Origin of the sequence: Chamaesiphon sp. (assembly GCF_041737865.1) — a bacterium.
In the GTDB taxonomy this organism is placed as follows: Bacteria; Cyanobacteriota; Cyanobacteriia; order Cyanobacteriales; family Chamaesiphonaceae; genus Chamaesiphon.
Genome location: NZ_JBGSQZ010000227.1, coordinates 1 through 2,978 on the forward strand (window position 1 = coordinate 1; position 2,978 = coordinate 2,978).

Annotated in this window: 3 protein-coding genes; all 3 read left to right on the forward strand. The window is 43.0% G+C overall.

All coding sequences use genetic code 11. The features are described from left to right. The first annotated feature begins 207 nt into the window (after positions 1–207). The 3 genes from ACEW9J_RS17115 to ACEW9J_RS17125 all read left to right on the forward strand — a co-directional run bounded on the left by ACEW9J_RS17115 (position 208) and on the right by ACEW9J_RS17125 (position 2,272). Positions 208–1,254 (forward strand): chemotaxis protein CheB, encoded by a 1,047-nt coding sequence (locus ACEW9J_RS17115; protein WP_373546317.1) that lies wholly within the window; start codon positions 208–210, stop codon positions 1,252–1,254. Positions 1,255–1,349: 95 nt separating this feature from the next. After that, positions 1,350–1,529: a protein rep gene (locus tag ACEW9J_RS17120; protein ID WP_373546318.1), complete on the forward strand. Its 180-nt coding sequence runs from the start codon at positions 1,350–1,352 to the stop codon at positions 1,527–1,529. A gap of 107 nt (positions 1,530–1,636) precedes the next feature. Continuing rightward, the gene (locus tag ACEW9J_RS17125) at positions 1,637–2,272 is read left to right on the forward strand and encodes a chemotaxis protein CheB (protein ID WP_373546319.1); all 636 of its coding nucleotides are present in this window, start codon (positions 1,637–1,639) and stop codon (positions 2,270–2,272) included. Positions 2,273–2,978: the final 706 nt, after the last annotated feature.

The window sequence follows — 2,978 nt, forward strand, 5'->3', positions numbered from 1 at the left end:
GTCGGGAGTTTTTGTTTTCAAGGGTGTGATATTGCCCATTTTAATGGGCTTGGGATTAAGAAACGATCGCTTTAAGTTTCTTTCTCATGTTGACCTGACCCTTTTATCTAAATAACTGGACTAAATCAGCTAAATTGGAAAAAGCTAACAGAAGGGCGAATTTCACAAGCAGCAATACTGCTCAATTACGGCTTTGAAAAGAATATTATGCCTACACACGACATCATCGTTATTGGTACTTCGGCAGGCGGACTTAAAGCACTAGGCGCGATCGTGGGTCTTCTACCTGCCGATCTAGACGCTGCGATCTTCATTGTTCAGCACCTGGCAGCAGATCAGCCCAGCATTCTTCCCCAAATTCTTACCAATGTAAGCTCTCTTCCCGCATCCCACCCGTCAGACGGAGAGCTGATTCAAACAGGGCGAATCTACGTCGCGCCGCCAGATCGTCACCTGTTGGTCAATCAAGGCTCGATGCGCGTGGTGCGGGGGCCTCAAGAAAACAGATTTCGACCAGCTATCGACGCGTTATTTCGTTCAGCCGCTCGTGCTTATGGGACTAGGACGGTGGGTGCGATCCTTACAGGCTATCTCGATGATGGCACTGTAGGGTTACAGGCCATCAAAAAACGGGGAGGAGTGGCGATAGTTCAAGATCCGAACGAAGCAGAATACCCCAGCATGGTCAAGAGTGCCTTGCGGTATGTGAAAGTCGATTACTGCCTGCCCCTGGCAGAAATCCCCGAGTTACTAGTGCAATTGTCAAAGGAACCTGCCGCCGAGGATGAAGCCTACCCCGTCACCGCAGAAATCGAAATTGAATCCAATATTGCCGAGCAACAGATGAATACTCAAGAGTTAATACAGAATGTAGAAAAGATTGGGACTCGAACAACTTACACCTGCCCTGAATGCAACGGCAGCATCTGGCAAATTGGCGTAGTAGATCCACTGCGGTTTCGCTGTCATATCGGACACTCGTTTACGGCTAAAGTGTTTTTATCAGAGCAAACGAAGTACCTTGAAAATGCTTTGTGGTCGGCTGTTCGGGCAATGGAGGAAAAGATTACATTCTCGCGTCAAATGTCTGAGCAGATGAAAAAATACAATCTTCAAAGTTCAGTAGAAAAATACGAAGATCACGCCAAAGGTTTGGATGCAGAAGTATCACTGATTAGAGGCATCATTCTTAACGGCTTTGCCACGACACGAAGCGTTACCGAAGGAGAGGAAGACCAGCCAGAGTCGCTATAGGTATCAACGTGCCGAAATGGGAAAATTGTATGCTAAGAGATTCTTGTTCGTCTGAAACAACGATTTCTCGTTGAAACTGAATTCATATCCATTACTTGTTTACTCGATTAATGATGGTTAAACCTGGCTATTTTAGTAATGGCTATCTGAGCAAAGAGAAATGGGTTGAATTATGGAAAAGTTTTTTAAAAGTTGATTATGCTCCGAGTATTCATGTAAAAGCTGTATCTAAAGGTCAAGACTTATTAAAATGCTTATCTGAAATGGTAAAATAAGAAATATGTCCCTGGAAATCTGAAGATTGTGTAGAACAGAATCTTAATCGATTAATACTCTAAAAATTTCAACTTCTCAAATTACTATAACAACATAGCTCAATCTGATGACTTCTGAACATTCGTCTGAATTGAGTGAGGTCGAGATGCAAATAGCATCATCTACATTTAAATTTCCAATCGTGGGGATAGTAGCTTCGGCAGGAGGTTTAGAAGCTTTTACTCAGCTAATTAGCCCTTTACCGATTAATACTGGGATGGCATTTGTCCTGATTCAACACATGTTACCCAATGGAGAAAGTTCCTTAACGAAGATTTTGGCTAGGGTCACAAAAATGCTGGTGAGTCAGGTGCAGAATGGGATGTTAGTAGAGCCAGATCGAGTGTATGTAATTCCACCAAATACTCAGATGAAGCTATTTAAAGGCGTATTTGAGTTATCGCCTCGCGAGAAGGTTTCTGGTATATATATGCCTGGAGATGCTTTCCTGACCTCTCTAGCGGCAGATCGTGGTAATTGTGCGATTGCAGTAGTTTTATCGGGGTCTAATAAGGATGGCACCTTGGGTTTGACGGCAATTAAGGCAGTCGGTGGGATTACATTTGCCCAAGATGAAGATACGGCAATATTCGATAGGATGCCGCTTTCAGCAATTGCGACGGGGCATGTGGATTTTGTGTTGCCACCGGAGCAAATCGCCACAGAATTGATCGCGATCGGTCGCAAATTGGAAAATAAATAGCGCGGCATTTTTCGGCGGTATATCTCTGCGATCGAGCAAACAAGACACACGCCGAAAAATATATAGCGCGGCAACTAAGCAGAGTGAGTAATATTTGCTACCTCTCAAAAACCTTGCTTATATAAGTCCGATTATCACACTCTAGCCGATGAAGATCGTCCGTAGGCGACAGTTATAGCTCCTGAAAGGTGGGTGTGAGCATCACTCGATCGCCCATTTTCTAGTGATATAAGCTGCCACAATCAATCGCCAAGCCGAGAATCCGCATTCTGTGGTAGATTGATAAAAATTTCTCATGAATTACTAAGATTACGGAGATCCTAAGTTCTCATGAAAGTGTCCACAACGGAGGAATAATGGTTTCAGCGATCGTATTGCTCATTTTCCTTGAATGAAAGCTAGTCTAGGCAAGCTTTAGAGGTCTATCTTTCAGGTTTTTACATGTATCCTGTAGCTATCCCTACTGAGGAATGTAATTATCAATCTCATAAAGCAAAAAAGTATTAATAGGGGGAAATGCAGCAAGAACAAAAAACAAAGACTGTGCGACTTCGCCAACAGTATCTAGGGCTTGCTGAATAAGTTACGCATGACAACAATGGTAGCTCAATGGAGTGAAAGATGAACGAAAAAGATAGGCTTTAGTTAATGAAAAAGGAGATTGAATAAATATTTTTAATCTCAAACTGCTGGAAACAGAATGAGG